Genomic DNA, 1,112 nt, shown 5'->3' with positions numbered 1-1,112 from the left:
TGGACGCACCCAACGCCACATTGGGGTTGTTTCATCGTGGTTTGTGCTGGTCGGAGTGGGTTGGTGGAGTGTGGTAATGCTCAGGCCGGGCTGGGGTGGGCAGTGTCGCGGATGTTCTGCTCGTGCTGGGTGAGCACGAGCAGGGCGCGTAGCAGTGTGGTGGTGTGGCGGGGGTCGAGGCGGAGTTTGTCGAGGACGTGCCAGTGTTTGAGGGCGGCGAAGCCGCCCTCGACCGCGCAGCGCATCGCGGAGAACGCTGCGTTGGCCTGCTTCTGCGCTTTGGTCAGCGGCTGGCGGGCTTCGGCCTTGCAGGGGGTGAGCACGACCTGCTCACACGGCCCCTCACAGACCGGGCAGGTGCGGGTCTCACGGACGTCTTTGTGCCAGCCGTGGAAGCCTTTGTCCCCGGCCGGGGTCAGGCCGTGGTCGTGCAGGTGCTGGCGGATGCGCAGCCGGCGGGCGGCGGTGATGTCGGCGGTGCGGCCGGGCAGTGCCGCCGATACCCACAGCAGCCGGCCGGTCTCGTCGGTCAGGGCGAGCACGACCAGGCCGTGGTGTTTGTGTTTGCCGCTGTAGTTGGCCCGGTTGGCTTGTCCGGTGCGGCGGCGGGTGCGGACCAGGGTGCCGTCCACCAGCACCACCGCCGCACCCCGGGCGGCCAGCCGGGCCAGGACCCGGTTCAGGCGGGTGGCGCAGGCGGCGAGCAGGCCGATGACTTCCAGCACCCACCGCCGCACCGTGGATGCGGAGACGCCCATACCGGCCCCGAGGTGGGCCAGGCGCGGGTCGTGACGCAGCACGGCGAGGACGACCAGCGCCTGCCTGCTCGGGGTGGCTTTGCGCCAACGGGACCGCAGCCGGCGCCGCCGTGTCCGGATCAGCTCGGCGACCCTACCCAGGGTCTGTCGCGAGAGGGGAAGGGCGACCTGGTAGGAAAGGGACTCGAAGCCCTCGGCGGGTTGTTGACTCACATCTCGATCTTGCCGAGGGCTTCACCCATCCCCAGGGCCGCCACGCCGGTCCCAGCGTCACTTCCTCCCACACCACCACAACAGCCCCGCCGCACCACCGTGACCAGCAACGATCAAGATGAAAAAACCCCATTGGGGCGC

Annotated in this window: 1 protein-coding gene; it reads right to left on the bottom strand. The window is 69.6% G+C overall.

All coding sequences use genetic code 11. The features are described 5' to 3' along the window. Positions 1-80 precede the first annotated feature (80 nt). Positions 81-971 carry a transposase family protein gene (locus ACWEF6_RS42910; RefSeq protein WP_449688195.1) on the bottom strand — a complete coding sequence of 297 codons (891 nt, stop codon included), beginning with the start codon at positions 969-971 and terminating at the stop codon, positions 81-83. Positions 972-1,112: the final 141 nt, after the last annotated feature.

It is taken from the genome of Amycolatopsis sp. NPDC004772, assembly GCF_053601215.1.
The sequence above is the reverse complement of the archived record's forward strand: the minus strand, read 5'-3'. Positions and strand labels throughout refer to the sequence as shown.